The following is a 16,240-nucleotide window of genomic DNA, read 5'->3' as shown; positions in this document are numbered from 1 at the left end:
ACCATGAAAGACACGATTCGCCACCTGATCCAGCAAGCCCTTGTCAGCCTCACCGAAGACGGCACGCTGCCGGCCGGCCTGACGTCCGACATCCAGGTGGAGAACACCAAGGACCGAACCCACGGTGACTTCGCCAGCAACATCGCCATGATGCTGGCCAAGCCGGCCGGCATGAAGCCGCGCGACCTCGCCACCCAGCTGGTCGCCGCCCTGCCGCAGAGCCCGGAAGTGGCCAAGGTCGAGATCGCCGGCCCCGGCTTCCTGAACTTCTTCCAGGACCAGGCCTGGCTCGCCGCCAGCCTCGACAAGGCCCTGGCCGACGGCCAGATCGGCGTACGCAAGGCCGGTGCGGCCCAGCGCGTGGTGGTGGACCTGTCCTCGCCGAACCTGGCGAAGGAGATGCACGTCGGCCACCTGCGCTCGACCATCATCGGCGACGCCGTCAGCCGCGTGCTGGAGTTCCTCGGCGACACCGTGATCCGCCAGAACCACGTGGGCGACTGGGGCACCCAGTTCGGCATGCTGCTGGCCTACCTGGAAGAACAACCGGTGGACGCCCAGGCCGAGCTGCACGACCTGGAAGTCTTCTACCGCGCCGCCAAGAAGCGCTTCGACGAGTCCCCCGAGTTCGCCGACCGCGCCCGTGAGCTGGTGGTCAAGCTGCAGGCCAACGATCCCAAGTGCATGGCCCTGTGGACCCGTTTCAACGACATCTCCCTGTCGCACTGCCAGAAGGTCTACGACCTGCTGGGCGTGAAGCTGAGCATGGCCGACGTGAAGGGCGAGAGCGCCTACAACGACGACCTCGCGCAGGTGGTGGCCGACCTCACCGCCAAGGGCCTGCTGGTCGAGAGCGACGGTGCCCTGTGCGTGTTCCTCGACGAGTTCAAGAACGCCGAAGGCGAGCCGCTGCCGGTGATCGTGCAGAAGGCCGGCGGCGGCTACCTCTACGCCACTACCGACCTCGCCGCCATGCGCTACCGCCACAAGGTGCTGCACGCCGACCGCGTGCTGTACTTCGTCGACCAGCGCCAGGCCCTGCACTTCCAGCAGGTGTTCGAAGTGGCCCGCCGCGCCGGTTTCGTCCCGGCCAGCATGGACCTGGAGCACATGGGCTTCGGCACCATGAACGGCGCCGACGGCAAGCCGTTCAAGACCCGCGACGGCGGCACCGTGAAGCTGATCGACCTGCTGATCGAGGCCGAAGAGCGCGCCTATACCCTGGTGAAGGGCAAGAACCCCGACTTCAGCGAGCAGGACCTGCGCCAGATCGCCCACGCCGTCGGTATCGGTGCGGTGAAGTACGCCGACCTGTCCAAGCACCGCACCAGCGACTACAGCTTCAACTTCGACCTGATGCTGAGCTTCGAGGGCAACACCGCGCCGTACCTGCTGTATGCATACACCCGCGTGGCGAGCATCTTCCGCAAGCTGGGCAAGGGCTATGACGAGGTGGGCGGCAGGATCAATCTGCAGCAGCCCCAGGAAATCGCCCTGGCCGCGCAGCTGGCGCAATTCGCCGACCTGCTCAACAACGTCGCCGTGAAGGGTGTGCCGCACATCCTCTGCGCCTACCTGTACGAGCTGGCCGGCCTGTTCTCCAGCTTCTACGAGCACTGCCCGATCCTCACCGCCGAAGACCCGGCGCAACAGGAAAGCCGCCTGCGCCTCGCCGCGCTGACCGGCCGCACCCTCAAGCAGGGCCTGGAGCTGCTGGGCCTGGAAACCCTGGAGCGCATGTAAGCCTCATGGCGAAGAAGAAACCCGCTCCCAAGCGCGGCGCCAGCCGCTACCAGGCCCCGGCCAAGAAGAGTTCGGTCCCCGGCTGGGTCTGGCTGGTCGCCGGCCTGGCCATCGGCGGCTTCATCATGTTCCTGATGAAGCTGGAGCCGGGTCGCAACGACGTCAAACGCGAGAAGCCGGAGGCGCCCAAGGCCCTGGTCGGCTCCAACAAGCCCTCCGGCACCATGCAGCAACAGCCGGCCGCACCCACCGGGGTGAAGCCCAAGTACGACTTCTACACCCTGCTGCCCGGCTCGGAAGTCGCCGTGCCGCCCGAAGCCGTGCCGCCGCCGGCCAAGCCGCAACCCGCGCAGCCGCCGCAGACCGTGGTGGCGACCAAGGAAGAAGCCGAGAAGATCGACACCCAGCGCGCCCTGGCCGCCCTGAGCGGACAGAATCCGCCGCCGCCCGCGGTGGTCAAGCCGTCGACCGCCGCCGCCAACCCGGTCGCGACGGCGCAGAAGCAGGCGCAGACCCCGGCCACCCCCGCCAAGCCCACGCCACCACCGGCGGTGGCCGCCACCCAGTACTACCTGCAGGCCGGCTCGTTCCGCAAGCAGTCCGACGCCGACCACCTGCGCGCACAGATCATCATGATGGGCCAGAACGCCCGCGTGGAATCGGGCACTGTGCGCGACGAAACCTGGTACCGGGTGATGGTCGGCCCCTATGGCGACCGCACCAAGGCCTCGGCCGCGCAGAAGCAGTTGGCCGGCAACGGCTTCAGCAATCTGCTGTTACAGCAGCGCCAGACCCGCTGAGCCCCAGCGGCATCAGGCTCCGCGCCGACGGGCGGTGCGCGAAAAGCGCGCTCACCGTTCGGCGCAGGACTTGAACCCCGCCCCCCGCGTCCCCATCTGACTCTGCATTCGGGCACAATGCCCCGCAGTGTGGAGTAAGACCCTTGACCACCATCGTATCTGTCCGCCGTAACGGCAAAGTCGTCATGGGCGGCGACGGCCAGGTTTCCCTGGGCAACACCGTGATGAAAGGCAACGCGAAGAAAGTCCGCCGCCTGTACCACGGTGAAGTGCTGGCCGGCTTCGCCGGCGCCACCGCCGATGCCTTCACCCTCTTCGAGCGCTTCGAGCAGCAACTGGAGAAACACCAGGGCCACCTGGTGCGCGCCGCCGTCGAACTGGCCAAGGACTGGCGCACCGACCGTTCCCTGAGCCGACTGGAAGCCATGCTCGCCGTGGCCAACAAGGACGCCTCCCTGATCATCACCGGCAACGGCGACGTGGTCGAACCCGAGCATGGCCTGATCGCAATGGGTTCTGGCGGCGGCTTCGCCCAGGCGGCGGCCCTGGCCCTGCTGCAGAAAGGCAGCGACGACATGAGCGCCCGCGAGATCGCCGAGACCGCCCTGAACATCGCCGGCTCCATCTGCGTGTTCACCAACCAGAACCTGACCCTTGAGGAGCTCGACAGCGCCATCTAAGCGCTGTCGTTCCGGAGTAGTACGTCAAATGTCCATGACTCCCCGCGAGATCGTCCACGAACTCAACCGTCACATCATCGGCCAGGACGACGCCAAGCGCGCCGTGGCCATCGCCCTGCGCAACCGCTGGCGGCGCATGCAGCTGCCGGCCGAACTGCGCGCCGAGGTGACGCCGAAGAACATCCTGATGATCGGCCCGACCGGCGTCGGCAAGACCGAGATCGCCCGTCGCCTGGCCAAGCTGGCCAATGCGCCGTTCATCAAGGTGGAAGCGACCAAGTTCACCGAAGTGGGCTATGTCGGCCGCGACGTCGAGTCGATCATCCGCGACCTCGCCGATGCCGCGATCAAGATGCTGCGCGAGCAGGAAGTACAGAAGGTGAAGTACCGCGCCGAAGACGCCGCCGAAGAGCGCATCCTCGACGCCCTGCTGCCGCCGGCGCGTACCGGTGGCTTCGGTGACGAGCCGGCGCGCGAGGATTCCAACACCCGCCAGCTGTTCCGCAAGCGCCTGCGCGAAGGCCAGCTGGACGACAAGGAAATCGACATCGAGGTCGCCGACGTTCCGGCGGGCGTGGAAATCATGGCCCCGCCCGGCATGGAAGAGATGACCAGCCAGTTGCAGAACCTGTTCTCCAACATGGGCAAGGGCAAGCGCAAGAGCCGCAAGCTGAAGGTCGCCGAGGCCATGAAGCTGATCCGCGACGAGGAAGCGCAGCGCCTGGTCAATGAAGAAGACCTCAAGGCCCGCGCCCTGGAAGCGGTCGAGCAGAACGGCATCGTCTTCATCGACGAGATCGACAAGATCGCCAAGCGCGGCAACGTGGGCGGCGCCGACGTCTCCCGCGAGGGCGTGCAGCGCGACCTGCTGCCGCTGATCGAGGGCTGCACCGTGAACACCAAGCTGGGCATGGTGAAGACCGACCACATCCTGTTCATCGCCTCGGGCGCCTTCCACCTGTCCAAGCCCAGCGACCTGGTGCCGGAACTGCAGGGCCGCCTGCCGATCCGTGTCGAGCTCAAAGCCCTGACCCCGAGCGACTTCGAGCGCATCCTCAAGGAGCCGCACGCCTCGCTGACCGAGCAGTACACCGCGCTGCTCAACACCGAGGGCCTGGGTATCGAGTTCGCCGCCGACGGCATCAAGCGCCTGGCGGAGATCGCCTACCAGGTCAACGAGAAGACCGAGAACATCGGTGCCCGTCGCCTGCACACCCTGCTCGAGCGCCTGCTCGAAGAGGTGTCCTTCGACGCCGCCGACCTGGCCAGCGAGCACAGCGACAAGCCGATCGTGATCGACGCGGCCTACGTCAACGGTCACCTGGGCGAACTGGCGCAGGACGAGGATCTGTCGCGGTATATCCTGTAAGAGCCCCCGTAGGAGCGAGCTTGCTCGCGAACCAGATCTGGCGCCGTACCTGCCCGGTTCGCGAGCAAGCTCGCTCCTACGAAGAGCCGCCTGTAGCCTAGCCTGTAGCCAGCGAGCCTCCCATGCGCCTGCCCACCGCCATCAAACTACACAAAGCCTCGAAGACCCTGGAGCTGGAATACGCCCCGGGCGAACGCTACAGCCTGAGCGCGGAATTCCTCCGCGTGCATTCGCCCTCGGCGGAAGTGCAGGGCCACGGCAACCCGGTGCTGCAGGTCGGCAAGCTGAACGTCGGCCTCAGCGGCCTGGAGCCGGCCGGGCAGTACGCGCTCAAGCTGACCTTCGACGACGGCCATGACAGCGGGCTGTTCACCTGGGATTACCTCTACGAACTGTGCGTTCGCCACGACGAGATGTGGGCCGATTACCTGGCGCAACTGGAGAAGGCCGGCAAGTCGCGCGACCCGTCGGAGTCCGTGGTCAAGCTGATGCTGTAAGGCATGCCTTCCCTGTAGGAGCGAGCTTGCTCGCGAACGGGGTTGTCCGGCGACATAGGGGTTGGGCGGTTCGCGGGCAAGCTCGCCCCTACGAAGGGCTATCCGACGCGTGGACTCGGCCCATCCTGCCCCCTCACCTTCCCCCGGCGGCGCGCCCTCTCCCCCTGGAAGAAGGTTGGGGTGAAGGTGATCCCGAACGCCATCAACCTCTCGGGATCGCCGGCACTCATCTTCTCACTGCACAAACCTTCGTCGGGCAATCGCCTCGGGGCACGCCATTTGCAACATTCGCCATGCAGACTGACGGTCGCGTGGTCGCTGTGGACGAGTTTGGAAGACGCCCCCGCTCTAGGGCGCGTTTTCTAACTTTTCCCGACATACTCCTAAGAGTTGGCCCACGCTGCACCAGCTTGCGCGGTGAAGGAAACTCGGGTAACCAAGGCAGTGCAATGCAGCGCACTCGAGGTTCCTGACGCCCAGTGATGCCGCCAAGTGATGAACCGCGTGGAGTGCTCTCCACGTTCCGCCAACCCGAGCAGTACTTGGCCGCGTCACTCCAGATGAGCCTCGCCAGTATTCGTCTCAGGACAATGGAGCGTCGCCGATGACCCAGAAGAACAACAACGATCTGCCTCAGCAAGCCGCGGAAAACACCCTGAATCTCAGCCCGGTGATCGGCATCCAGGGCAAGGACCTGCTCACCTCTGCCCGCATGGTGCTGCTGCAGGCGGTCAAGCAGCCGTTCCACAGCGCCAAGCACGTGGCCCACTTCAGCCTTGAGCTGAAGAACGTGCTGCTCGGCAGGTCCGACCTCAAGCCCTCGGACGACGACCGGCGCTTCAACGACCCGGCCTGGAGCCAGAACCCGCTCTACCGTCGCTACCTGCAGACCTACCTGGCCTGGCGCAAGGAGCTGCATACCTGGATCGGCGACAGCGACCTGTCCAGCCAGGACATCAGTCGCGGCCAGTTCGTCATCAACCTGATGACCGAAGCGATGGCACCGACCAATACGCTGTCCAACCCGGCGGCGGTCAAACGCTTCTTCGAGACCGGCGGCAAGAGCCTGCTCGACGGCCTCACCCACCTGGCCAAGGACCTGGTGAACAACGGCGGCATGCCCAGCCAGGTGAACATGGACGCCTTCGAGGTCGGCAAGAACCTGGCCCTGACCGAAGGCGCAGTGGTGTTCCGCAACGATGTGCTGGAACTGATCCAGTACAAGCCGATCACCGAGAGCGTGCACGAGCGCCCGCTGCTGGTGGTGCCGCCGCAGATCAACAAGTTCTACGTCTTCGACCTGTCGCCGGAGAAGAGCCTGGCGCGCTTCTGCCTGCGCAACAGCGTGCAGACCTTCATCATCAGCTGGCGCAACCCGACCAAGGCGCAACGCGAGTGGGGCCTGACCACCTACATCGAGGCCCTCAAGGAAGCCATCGACGTGGTCCTGGCGATCACCGGCAGCAAGGACCTGAACATGCTCGGCGCCTGCTCCGGCGGCATCACCACGGTGACGCTGCTGGGCCACTACGCGGCCCTGGGCGAGAACAAGGTGCATGCCTTCACCCAGATGGTCAGCGTGCTGGACTTCGAGATGAACACCCAGATCGCCCTGTTCGCCGACGAGAAGACCCTGGAGACCGCCAAGCGCCGCTCGTACCAGTCCGGCGTGCTGGAAGGCAAGGACATGGCCAAGGTGTTCGCCTGGATGCGGCCGAACGACCTGATCTGGAACTACTGGGTCAACAACTACCTGCTGGGCAACGAGCCGCCGGCCTTCGACATCCTGTTCTGGAACAACGACACCACCCGCCTGCCGGCCGCGCTGCACGGCGAACTGGTGGAGATGTTCAAGACCAATCCGCTGACCCGCGCGGGCGCGCTGGAAGTCTCCGGCACGCCGATCGACCTCAAGCAGGTCACCTGCGACTTCTACTGCGTGGCCGGCCTGTCCGACCACATCACGCCCTGGGAAGCCTGCTACCGCTCCGCGCGGCTGCTGGGCGGCAAGTGTGAGTTCATCCTCTCCAACAGCGGGCACATCCAGAGCATCCTCAACCCGCCGGGCAACCCCAAGGCGCGCTTCATGACCGGACCGGAGCTCTCCGCCGATCCGAAGACCTGGCAGGAACACGCCAGCAAGCATGCCGACTCCTGGTGGCTGCACTGGCAGAACTGGCTGGCCGAGCGCTCGGGCAAGACCCGCAAGGCGCCCACCGCGCTGGGCAACAAGGCCCACCCGGCCGCCGAAGCCGCCCCCGGAACCTACGTACACGAACGATGAAGACAGAACCTGTCCCGCCCGCAGGCGCCGTCGAGAACGACGTCGCCCCGCAACTGCCAGCGGCCACCGAGGTGATCGCCGAGCCCCGGCGCGCCAAGGCCCGGCGCAGCAGCCCGGAGGCGGCGCCGAGCAAGGCGCCGGCCGCCCAGCCCTTCGAGTTCCGCACCATCGAACTCGACGGGCAGACCATCCGCACCGCCGTGCGGCCGGGCAAGGCGCACATGACGCCGCTGCTGATCTTCAACGGCATCGGCGCCAACCTGGAGCTGGTGTTTCCCTTCGTCGCCGCGCTGGACCCGGACCTGGAGGTGATCGCCTTCGATGTCCCTGGCGTCGGCGGCTCGTCCACGCCCAGCACGCCGTACCGCTTCCCGGGCCTGGCGAAGCTGGCCGCGCGGATGCTCGACTACCTGGACTACGGCCAGGTGACGGCCATCGGTGTGTCCTGGGGCGGCGCCCTGGCGCAGCAGTTCGCCCATGACTACCCGGAGCGCTGCAAGAAGCTGATCCTCGCCGCCACCGCCGCCGGCGCGGTGATGGTGCCGGGCAAGCCCAAGGTGCTCTGGCGCATGGCCAGCCCGCGCCGCTACATCCAGCCTTCCTACGGCGTGCACATCGCCCCGGACATCTACGGCGGCGCCTTCCGCCGCGACCCCAGACTGGCCCTGGCCTTCGCCAGCAAGGTGCGTTCCTCCGGCCAGCTTGGCTACTACTGGCAGCTGTTCGCGGGCCTGGGCTGGACCAGCATCCACTGGCTGCACAAGATCCGTCAGCCGACCCTGGTGCTGGCGGGCGACGACGACCCGATCATCCCGCTGATCAACATGCGCATGCTCGCCTGGCGCATCCCCAACGCGGAGCTGCACGTGATCGACGACGGCCACCTGTTCCTGGTGACCCGCGCCGAGAGCGTGGCGCCGATCATCATGAAGTTCCTCCGGGAAGAACGGCAACGCGCGGTCATCCACCCTCGCCCGTTCACTCCCAAGGCCGGTTGAGTATCACAGCTTCGTCATAGTCGGCAGGCATCCTGCCTTGACCAAGCATTTCGCAGTGACTAACAACAAACAGGCGTGTTCACGGGTATCGACACGTAGCGCCTGACTCGGGCCGGCAGGTCCTGGCTGCTCCACGGTGGCCGGACTGCTGCCCAACTGCCGATCCACTGCCCTGTTTTCGGGCAGTTTTCCTCTCGCGCCGATACCCGTGTCCCCCCTCGAACCGGCGACAGCCGTCTGTCATGGGGTCTTCCCGACTCCGGTACAGGCCTTGCTTTGCCATTGGTAGATCGGACCCCTTACGGAGTGCTGTTCATGCGAGAGAAAGCCGAGCCGGGTAGCGTCCCCGTCCCCACCGAGTTCATGAATGTGCAGAGCGCCATCGTCGGCCTGCGCGGCAAGGACATGCTGTCCACCCTGCGCATGCTCGCCCTGCAGGGTGTCCGCCAGCCGGTCCACTCGGCCCGGCACCTGGCGGCCTTCGGCAAGCAGATGGGACGGGTGCTGATCGGCGACTCGCCGCTGCAGCCCAACCCGCAGGACACGCGCTTCCAGGATCCGTCCTGGCGCCTCAACCCGCTCTACCGGCGCACCGTGCAGGCTTACCTGGCCTGGCAGAAGCAGTTGCTGGCGTGGATCGACGAAAGCAACCTGGACGGTGACGACCGCGCCCGCGCGCGCTTTCTGCTGTCGATCCTGTCCGATGCGGCATCGCCCTCGAACACCCTGCTCAACCCGCTGGCGGTGAAGGAGTTGTTCAACACCGGCGGGCAGAGCCTGCTCAAGGGCGCGCAGCACCTGCTCGACGACCTGATGCACAACGGCGGCATGCCCAACCAGGTCAACCGCAGCGCCTTCGAGATCGGCCAGAACCTGGCCACCACACCCGGCGCCGTGGTGTTCCGCAACCAAGTGCTGGAGCTGATCCAGTACAAGCCGCTGGGCGAGCACCTGCACGCCAGGCCGCTGCTGGTGGTGCCGCCGCAGATCAACAAGTTCTACATCTTCGACCTGACGGCGGAGAAGAGCTTCGTCCAGTACGCCCTGAAGAACAATCTGCAGCTGTTCATGGTCAGCTGGCGCAACCCCGACGCGCGCCACCGCGAGTGGGGCCTGTCCACCTACGTCAGCGCACTGGACGAGGCCATCGAGGTCTGCCGCTCGATCAGCGGCAGCCGCAGCGTCAACCTGATGGGCGCCTGCTCCGGCGGCCTGACCATCGCCGCGTTGCAGGGCCACCTGCAGGCACGCCGACAACTGCGCAAGGTCGCCAGCGCCACCTACCTGGTGAGCCTGCTCGACAGCCAGGTGGAAACCCCCGCCGCGCTGTTCGCCGACGAGCAGACCCTGGAAAGCAGCAAGCGCCGCTCCTACCAGCACGGCGTGCTGGATGGTCGCGACATGGCCAGGATCTTCGCCTGGATGCGCCCCAACGACCTGGTCTGGAACTACTGGGTCAACAACTACCTGCTGGGCAAGCAGCCGCCGGCCTTCGACATCCTCTACTGGAACAACGACAACACCCGCCTGCCGGCCGCGCTGCACGGCGACTTCCTCGACTTCTTCAAGCACAACCCGCTGGCCCGGCCAGGGGCGATGGAGGTCAACAGTACCGCCATCGACCTGAAGAAAGTCGCGGTGGACAACTTCCACGTCGCCGGCATCACCGACCACATCACCCCCTGGGACGCGGTCTACCGCTCGGCCCAGTTGCTGGGCGGCGAGAGCCGCTTCGTGCTGTCCAACAGCGGGCACATCCAGAGCATCCTCAACCCGCCGGGCAACCCCAAGGCCTGCTACTTCGACAACGGCAAGCTGAGCTCCGACCCGCGCGCCTGGTACTACGACACCCAGCGCCACGAAGGCAGCTGGTGGCCGCTGTGGCTGGAGTGGATCCAGCAGCGCTCCGGCGAGCGCCGGCCGGTGAGTTTCGAGTTGGGCAACACCGAGTACCCGGCCAAAGAGGCCGCGCCGGGGACCTACGTACACGTGCGCTGAGTGCCGCTATCCGCTGCGGTTGGTCGCTGGCACCGTGCTGATTTTCGTAGGAGCGAGGGGGACGCCAAGTTCTTGCTCGCGAACCTCGTCGAGGAGCGCAGGACATCAAGCGGTTCGCGAGCAAGCTCGCTCCTACAGGTTTGCCGACACTTCGAAAGTTTGCGCGTCGGCAATTGCAGGCCGCCGCTCACCGAAGCTATCGTCGGCCCCATTGCGGCTGGAACCTGAACACGGATGAAAACGCGCGACCGGATTCTCGAATGCGCCCTGCAGCTGTTCAACGAGCAGGGCGAGCCCAACGTCTCCACCCTGGAGATTGCCACCGAACTGGGTATCAGCCCCGGTAACCTCTACTACCACTTCCACGGCAAGGAGCCGCTGGTGCTGGCGCTGTTCGAACGCTTCCAGGACGAACTGGCGCCCCTGCTCGACCCGCCCGAGGACGTCCGCCTGGGCGCCGAGGACTACTGGCTGTTCCTGCACCTGATCGTCGAGCGGCTGGCGCACTACCGCTTCCTGTTCCAGGACCTCTCCAACCTCGCTGGCCGCCTGCCCAAGCTGGCGCGCGGCATGCGCGGCTGGCTCAACGGACTCAAGCGCACCCTGGCGACCCTGCTGGCGCAGCTCAAGGCCCGCGAGGAGCTGGACAGCGACACCCAATCCCTCGGCCAACTGGTCGAGCAGATCACCCTCACCCTGCTGTTCTCCCTCGACTACCAGCGCATCCTCGGCCACCCGGGCGACGTGCGCCATGTGGTCTACCAGGTGATGATGCTGGTGGCCCCGCACCTGCGGGATGAATCGCGACAGATCGCCGAGCGCCTGGCCCAGGACTACCTGGATCGCTGAAATGAAAACGCCCGGCACAAGGCCGGGCGTGGGTACGGCGACAGGTTTGTCAGGCCTGGGTCGACGGCGTCGCCGGAGCGGCGGCGGGCGTCACGGCCGGCGTAGCGGCGGGAGCCGCCGGTGCCGGGGTGGCAGCCGGAGCCGCCGGCTTCGCAGCGACAGGCTTGGGTGCGGCAGCCTTCTTTACCGCCGGTTTCGCCGCGGCAGCTTTCGCAGCGGCGGGCTTGGCAGCAGCCTTGGCGGCGGGTTTTGCAGCGGGCTTGGCCGCCGGCTTCGCAGCCGGTTTGGCGGCAGCCTTGGCAGCAGGCTTCGCGGCAGCTTTCGCAGCCGGTTTCGCCGCAGGCTTGGCAGCGGCCTTGACGGCGGGCTTGGCTGCCGCGGTCTTCGCCGCGGGTTTCGCGGCCGGCTTGGCAGCGGCTTTCGCAGCAGGCTTGGCGGCGGCCTTGGCAGCCGGTTTAGCGCTCGGCTTGGCGGCGGCCTTGACGCTGACGCCGGTGAGCTTCTCGATCTGCTTGGTGAGGCTGTCGACCTTGCTGTGCAGGTCCTTCACCTCGTTGCGGCTCGGCACGCCCAGGCGCGAGATCGCACTGTTCAGGCGCTTGTCGAACGCCTCTTCCAGCTCGCCCCACGCACCGATCGCCTTGCCCTTGACCGCCTCGACCTTGGACTTGGCGGAACGCGCGGAAGACTTCACCGCGCCAACGGATTTGTCGACCTCGGTCTTGGCTTGTTTCTCGGCCTTCTCGCCATCCTTGACCAGGGTCTCGAACAGCTTGCTGCCGTCCTTGCTGACCTTCGAGTAGGCCCCCAAGCCAGCCAGCCAGATCTGCCGCGAGTACTTCTCGATCTCGCCGATCCAACTGGGCTCTTTATCAGTCGTTTTTTTGCCAGCCATCCTGCTCTCCTTATTGAGTTCTCGCGACACGCTCGAGCACTTCGCTCAGCTCATCCAGCTTAGCAGAGAGCGCCGCCACATCACGCCTGGAGGGAATCCCGATACGGTTCAGCGCAGCGGCGACACGCGCATCGAAAGCCTCCTCGATCCTGTCCAGGTTGAGCCTGGCCTTGACGCTGTGCAAACGGCCCTTGACGTTGTCGTTGGCGGCGTCGATCTGGGTGTTGACCAGCTCGCGGCCTTTCTTCTCCACCGACTCGCCGGCCTTGACCAGGTCCTTGAAGTACTCATGGCCTTCCTGGCCGACCTTGGCGTAGGTGCCCAGGCCCGCGAGCCAGATCTGCCGCGCGTAGCGCCTGGCATCGCTATAGAGGGAGGATTCGAGCTCTTCGACTTTCTTCTTGCTGACAGCCTTGGCCATGATGGCACCTCACAGGTTTCGGATTCGACTATGTCCAATAGCGACCCGCGAAAGGCGGGACTGTGAGCCAAGGTATCGGGGAAAATTAGAAAACACATACCAGCCGTTGTCGGCACAACGGGAGCGGCAAGCTTCAAGTCCTAAGCTGCCAGCGAAAACCCTCTTGCGGCCGGATGCTTGTGGCGTGCAACTAGTGCTCTGGATAAAGCGACTGGCTTACGCCAGCGCTTTATCCAGAGCACGTTCGATCTCGCCCTTGAGCAGGCCGCTCATGGCCGACAGCATCAGCCCCAGCTTCACGTCCACCGCAACCTTGTCATCGCCCACCTCGATGCGCCCGTCCACCCCGCTGCGCTTGAACACCAGGGTGTCGCCCTGCCACTCGCTGCTCACGCCGTGCTCGCGGGAGAGCTTGTCGGCGAGCTTTTCCGCCTTGGCGCGGGCGGCCTCTCGGCCAATGGAGTGGGGACGTTCGACGTGGATACGGGACATGCTGGAACTCCGCGAATGACTGACCCGCCGATCATACGCGCCGCGCCGTATCGCCGCACCCCGGCGCAGTAAGTGTGGAGCAGGGTCGAGCGGGGCGGCGTTTTCTCCGCATCCTGTTAGAATGCCCGCCACTGACTTCCAGGGTAGAAATGCCATGAGCGAACCGCGCAAGCCCCAAGCCGGCCAGGACGGCGCCGATCCCACCACGCACTTCGGCTACAAGACCGTGCGCGAGAGCGAGAAGGCCGAGAAGGTCGCCGAGGTCTTCCACTCGGTGGCGGCCAAGTACGACCTGATGAACGACCTGATGTCCGGCGGCGTCCACCGGCTGTGGAAGCGCTTCACCATCGAGCTGTCGGGCGTGCGCGCCGGCAACCGGGTGCTGGACATCGCCGGCGGCACCGGTGACCTGACCCGCCAGTTCTCCCGCCTGGTCGGCCCGACCGGCGAAGTGGTGCTGGCCGACATCAACGCTTCGATGCTCAAGGTCGGCCGCGACAAGCTGCTCGACAGCGGCGTTGCCGGCAACGTCAGCTTCGTCCAGGCTGATGCCGAGAAGCTGCCCTTCCCGGACAACCATTTCGACGCGGTGACCATCGCCTTCGGCCTGCGCAACGTCACCCACAAGGACGAAGCCATCCGCTCCATGCTGCGGGTGCTCAAGCCGGGCGGCCGCCTGCTGGTGCTGGAGTTCTCCAAGCCCACCAGCAACCTGCTGTCCAAGGCCTACGACGCCTACTCCTTCACCCTCCTGCCGCTGATGGGCAAGCTGGTCACCAATGACTCCGAGAGCTACCGCTACCTCGCCGAGTCGATCCGCATGCACCCCGACCAGGAAACCCTGAAGTCGATGATGGTGGAGGCCGGCTTCGACCGTGTCACCTACCACAACATGACCGGCGGTATCGTCGCCCTGCATCGCGGCATCAAGCCCTGATGACCCTGCTGACCCAGGCCATGCTGGCCAGCGCCGAAGCCACCCTGAACCGCGTCCTGCGGCTGGACGGCGTGGCGCTGCAGCGCCTGGGCCGACTCGCCGGCGAAGTGCTGGAAGTGGATTGCCAGGCGCCCGCGCTCAGGCTGTTCATCCTCCCCGACGCCGACGGCCTGCACCTGGCCGCGCACTTTGAGGCCGAAGTCGATTGCACCCTGCGCGCCCCGGCGGGCAGCCTGCTGCAACTGGCCCTGGCGCGGGACAAGACCCGCGTGCTGCACAGCCCGGAAGTGGAAATGGGCGGCGACAGCGCCATGCTGCTGGAGATTGCCGACATCCTCCAGAGCCTGGAGCTGGACTGGGAATACGAAGTCTCCCGCTGGCTCGGCCCGGTGCCCGCACACCTGCTCGGCGCGCGCCTGCGCGGCGGCATGGCCTGGGCCGGCGACAGCCTGGAAAGCCTGCGCCTGAGCCTGGCCGACTACCTGGCCGAGGAAAGTCGCAGCCTGGTCGGCCAGCACGAAGCCGAAGCCCGCTTCGAAGAGCTGGACCAGTTGAAGATCGCCCTCGACCGCCTCGACGCGCGGATTACCCGCCTGACCCAGAAGACCAAGCCCGACGCATGAAGCTGCTCGCCTTCCGCCGCCTGCTGCGCATCCAGCGCGTAGCGATCCGCTACCGACTCGACGACATGGTCCTCGAACTGCCCTTCCTGCCCTGGTGGCTGCGGCTGGTCGGCGGACTGCTGCCGTGGCGCTGGCTGCCACGCAAGCCGCTGCAGCTCAGCCGCGGCGAGCGCCTGCGCCTGACCCTGGAAGACCTCGGGCCGATCTTCATCAAGTTCGGCCAGATCCTCTCCACCCGCCGCGACCTGCTGCCCGACGACATCGCCAACGAGCTGGCGCGCCTGCAGGACAAGGTTCCACCCTTCCCGCCAGAGCTCGCCGTGGCGCGCATCGAGGAACAACTGGGGGCGAAGATCGAGCAGGTGTTCGCCCGCTTCGAGCGCGAGCCGCTGGCCTCGGCCTCGGTGGCGCAGGTCCATGCCGCGCAGCTCAAGAGCGGCGAGGAAGTGGTGGTGAAGGTGATCCGCCCGAACCTGGAACCGGTGATCCGCTCCGACATCGCCTGGCTGCACATTCTCGCCCGCACCGCCGAGCGCATCTCCGCCGATGCCCGCCGCCTGCACCCGGCGGAGGTGGTCAGCGACTACGAGAAGACCATCTACGACGAACTCGACCTGCTGCGCGAAGCCGCCAACGCCTCGCAGCTGCGGCGCAATTTCGACGGTTCGCCGCTGCTCTACGTGCCCCAGGTGTACTGGGACTGGTGCCGCCCCAAGGTGCTGGTGATGGAGCGCATCTACGGCATCCCGGTCACCGACCTGGACACCCTGCGCGACCAGCGCACCGACTTCAAGGCGCTGGCCGAGCGCGGCGTGGAGATCTTCTTCACCCAGGTGTTCCGCGACAGCTTCTTCCATGCCGACATGCACCCCGGCAACATCTTCGTCAGCACCCGCACACCCTGGAGCCCGCAGTACATCGCGGTGGACTGCGGCATCGTCGGCAGCCTCACCGACGAGGACCAGGACTACCTGGCACGCAACCTGATCGCCTTCTTCAAGCGCGACTACCGCAAGGTCGCTCAGTTGCACATCGACTCGGGCTGGGTACCGGCCGAGACCAAGGTCAACGATTTCGAGGCGGCGATCCGCATCGTGTGCGAACCGATCTTCGAGAAGCCGCTCAAGGACATCTCCTTCGGCCAGGTGCTGCTGCGCCTGTTCCAGACCGCGCGGCGCTTCAACATGGAAGTGCAGCCGCAACTGGTGCTGCTGCAGAAGACCCTGCTCAACATCGAAGGCCTGGGCCGCCAGCTCTACCCGGAACTGGACCTGTGGACCACCGCCCAACCCTTCCTCGAACGCTGGATGCGCGACCGCGTCAGCCCCGGCCAGCTGCTGCGCAATGCCCAGCAGCACATCGAGCAACTGCCGCACCTGGCGCAGATGACCCGCGACACCCTCGAACGGCTGTCCCGCGAAGCGCAACCCGAAACCCGCGACGGCGCCGGCCAGACAGGCATGAGCAGTGCCTGGCCGGCGCGACTGATTGGCGCAGTGCTGGTCGCAGGCGCGGCCCAAACCGGCCTGGCGACCCATTCCCTCGGGGCTTGGCCGGCCTGGGCGATGCTGGCCGGCGGTCTGTATCTGATCCTGCGCCGATAGCCAGTCGCCGCCCCGGCTGGCACACTTAACCGTTAGTAGAGAGTGGCTGC

Annotated in this window: 15 protein-coding genes; 12 read left to right on the top strand and 3 right to left on the bottom strand. The window is 66.2% G+C overall.

Annotated features, from left to right (window positions below):
• Positions 1–3: 3 nt before the first annotated feature.
• The 9 genes from argS (at position 4) to H681_RS02015 (ending at position 11,218) form a co-directional block, all read left to right on the top strand.
• Positions 4–1,743: an arginine--tRNA ligase gene (gene argS / locus H681_RS02055; protein WP_015475181.1), complete on the top strand. Its 1,740-nt coding sequence runs from the start codon at positions 4–6 to the stop codon at positions 1,741–1,743.
• A gap of 5 nt (positions 1,744–1,748) precedes the next feature.
• Entirely contained in the window at positions 1,749–2,543 is a 795-nt protein-coding gene (locus H681_RS02050) for an SPOR domain-containing protein (protein ID WP_015475180.1), read from the top strand.
• Positions 2,544–2,686: 143 nt separating this feature from the next.
• A complete protein-coding gene (gene hslV, locus H681_RS02045; protein WP_015475179.1) occupies positions 2,687–3,223 on the top strand; it encodes an ATP-dependent protease subunit HslV in 537 nt (178 codons plus the stop codon).
• Positions 3,224–3,251: 28 nt separating this feature from the next.
• The gene (hslU, locus tag H681_RS02040; RefSeq protein WP_015475178.1) at positions 3,252–4,592 is read left to right on the top strand and encodes an ATP-dependent protease ATPase subunit HslU; all 1,341 of its coding nucleotides are present in this window, start codon (positions 3,252–3,254) and stop codon (positions 4,590–4,592) included.
• Between the two features lie 122 nt (positions 4,593–4,714).
• Complete coding sequence (locus H681_RS02035) at positions 4,715–5,089, top strand: gamma-butyrobetaine hydroxylase-like domain-containing protein (RefSeq protein ID WP_015475177.1); 375 nt, start codon at positions 4,715–4,717, stop codon at positions 5,087–5,089.
• Positions 5,090–5,693: 604 nt separating this feature from the next.
• Positions 5,694–7,373, top strand: a complete 1,680-nt coding sequence (phaC, locus tag H681_RS02030) for a class II poly(R)-hydroxyalkanoic acid synthase (protein WP_015475176.1) — start codon at positions 5,694–5,696, stop codon at positions 7,371–7,373.
• Positions 7,370–8,371 (top strand): poly(3-hydroxyalkanoate) depolymerase, encoded by a 1,002-nt coding sequence (gene phaZ, locus H681_RS02025; RefSeq protein WP_015475175.1) that lies wholly within the window; start codon positions 7,370–7,372, stop codon positions 8,369–8,371. The genes phaC (H681_RS02030) and phaZ overlap by 4 nt, the downstream gene beginning before the upstream one ends.
• 315 nt (positions 8,372–8,686) lie before the next feature.
• Complete coding sequence (gene phaC, locus H681_RS02020; RefSeq protein ID WP_015475174.1) at positions 8,687–10,369, top strand: class II poly(R)-hydroxyalkanoic acid synthase; 1,683 nt, start codon at positions 8,687–8,689, stop codon at positions 10,367–10,369.
• Between the two features lie 234 nt (positions 10,370–10,603).
• Entirely contained in the window at positions 10,604–11,218 is a 615-nt protein-coding gene (locus H681_RS02015; protein WP_015475173.1) for a TetR/AcrR family transcriptional regulator, read from the top strand.
• 49 nt (positions 11,219–11,267) lie between these two features.
• On the opposite strand, the gene H681_RS02010 is transcribed toward H681_RS02015, so the two are convergent.
• The 3 genes from H681_RS02010 to H681_RS02000 all read right to left on the bottom strand — a co-directional run bounded on the left by H681_RS02010 (position 11,268) and on the right by H681_RS02000 (position 13,026).
• Positions 11,268–12,113 (bottom strand): phasin family protein, encoded by an 846-nt coding sequence (locus tag H681_RS02010; RefSeq protein ID WP_015475172.1) that lies wholly within the window; start codon positions 12,111–12,113, stop codon positions 11,268–11,270.
• A 10-nt stretch (positions 12,114–12,123) separates the two neighbouring features.
• Positions 12,124–12,534, bottom strand: a complete 411-nt coding sequence (locus H681_RS02005) for a phasin family protein (protein WP_015475171.1) — start codon at positions 12,532–12,534, stop codon at positions 12,124–12,126.
• Positions 12,535–12,750: 216 nt separating this feature from the next.
• The gene (locus H681_RS02000; RefSeq protein ID WP_015475170.1) at positions 12,751–13,026 is read right to left on the bottom strand and encodes a polyhydroxyalkanoic acid system family protein; all 276 of its coding nucleotides are present in this window, start codon (positions 13,024–13,026) and stop codon (positions 12,751–12,753) included.
• Between the two features lie 154 nt (positions 13,027–13,180).
• On the opposite strand from H681_RS02000, the gene ubiE reads away from it, so the two are divergent.
• From ubiE to ubiB, 3 genes are read left to right on the top strand one after another with little or no spacing between them, the layout of a single operon-like run.
• On the top strand, positions 13,181–13,963 hold the full coding sequence (ubiE, locus tag H681_RS01995; protein WP_015475169.1) for a bifunctional demethylmenaquinone methyltransferase/2-methoxy-6-polyprenyl-1,4-benzoquinol methylase UbiE: 783 nt from the start codon (positions 13,181–13,183) through the stop codon (positions 13,961–13,963).
• Positions 13,960–14,586, top strand: coding sequence for a ubiquinone biosynthesis accessory factor UbiJ (locus H681_RS01990; protein WP_177324592.1), 627 nt, complete (start codon positions 13,960–13,962; stop codon positions 14,584–14,586). Before ubiE ends, H681_RS01990 begins: the two co-directional genes overlap by 4 nt.
• Positions 14,583–16,190 (top strand): ubiquinone biosynthesis regulatory protein kinase UbiB, encoded by a 1,608-nt coding sequence (ubiB, locus tag H681_RS01985; protein WP_015475167.1) that lies wholly within the window; start codon positions 14,583–14,585, stop codon positions 16,188–16,190. The genes H681_RS01990 and ubiB overlap by 4 nt, the downstream gene beginning before the upstream one ends.
• Positions 16,191–16,240: the final 50 nt, after the last annotated feature.

The organism is Pseudomonas sp. ATCC 13867 (assembly GCF_000349845.1).
Classification (GTDB): domain Bacteria; phylum Pseudomonadota; class Gammaproteobacteria; order Pseudomonadales; family Pseudomonadaceae; genus Pseudomonas.
Note: the sequence above shows the minus strand (reverse complement) of the source record. Positions and strands in the feature narration are given on the sequence as shown.